Consider the following 1,081-nt stretch of genomic DNA (forward strand, 5'->3'; position numbering starts at 1 on the left):
GCGTCGCCTTGACGTGCTCGGGCGTGCCGAAGGCGGGCGCGCCGGATTTCATGTCGACATTGGAGGAGAACGAGCCGTAGACGACCGGCGCACCCGGCCTCACGATCTGCGCCAGCGTCAGCCCGGCCAGCGCTTCGGCATGCTGCAGCGTCAGCGCGCCGGCGACCGTTATCGGCGCCATGGCGCCCGCCAGGCAGAACGGCGTGATGACGGAGACCTGCCCCGCGCGAGCGAAATCGATGATGCCTTGCGCCATCGGAATGTCGAGCTGACGCGGCGAGTTGGTGTTGATGACGGTGTAGCAATGCGCGCTTGCCAGAAACTCCTCTTCCGACAAGCCGCGCGCCAGCCGCAGCATCTCGAACCCGTCCTCGACTTGCGGCGTTCCGCGCGCGAAGACGAACGGGAGCTTGTCCGACAGCGTCAACTGCGCGCGGTTGACGGCATAGTGCCGAAAGCGGTTGTCGACATCCTGCGGTTCGATGCAGGGCCCCAGCATATGCAGCACATCGAAATGCTGCACCAGCCGCATCAGATCCTCGAAATCCGCCAGTGTTCCCGGCCGCCGGCCGCGCTCGAGATCGGTGACGTTCGGCGCCCCGCACCCGGCCAGGAAGGTCATCGAGCCGAGCTCCAGCGTCAGATCGCGGGCGCGCGAACCGGCGTAAGCGTGGATCGACTTCGGCGCCGAGGCGAGTGCCGCCGTCACCATGTCACGGCCGATGCGCACCATGTCGGTGTCTGGATCGACCAGGGCGCCGGCATTGGCAAAATGCTCACGCGCTTGCGGCAGCAGCACCTTGATGCCGAGCTCTTCCAGCACCCGCAGCGCCGTGTCGTGGATCGAAGCCGCCTGGTCGTCCGAAAAGATCGGCTGCGGCAGGAACGGGTTCTTCAGCGAATGGTAATTGGGACGGCGGCTGCTTTCGCTACCGGCCTCGCCCGTGCGTCCACGCCGGCGCTCGCGCCTGCCGTCCCGTGCCGCGTCATCGACCATCGGAAATCCTCCTCATTGCCGCATTGCCTTGCCCAGGGGATCGTAGGGCGAGGCCGCGACGTCACGCTCCGGCCGTTCCTCACC

The 1,081-nt window shown here is 66.9% G+C and carries 1 protein-coding gene; it reads right to left on the reverse strand.

The annotated features are described in order from the left end of the window. Positions 1-997 (reverse strand): trimethylamine methyltransferase family protein (locus EN969_RS32455; protein ID WP_206525301.1); only part of this gene is annotated, 997 nt, incomplete at its 3' end. Between the last annotated feature and the right edge of the window lie 84 nt (positions 998-1,081).

The sequence above is a fragment of the Mesorhizobium sp. M7A.F.Ca.CA.003.01.2.1 genome, assembly GCF_003998945.1.
Taxonomy (GTDB): Bacteria; Pseudomonadota; Alphaproteobacteria; order Rhizobiales; family Rhizobiaceae; genus Mesorhizobium; species Mesorhizobium ciceri.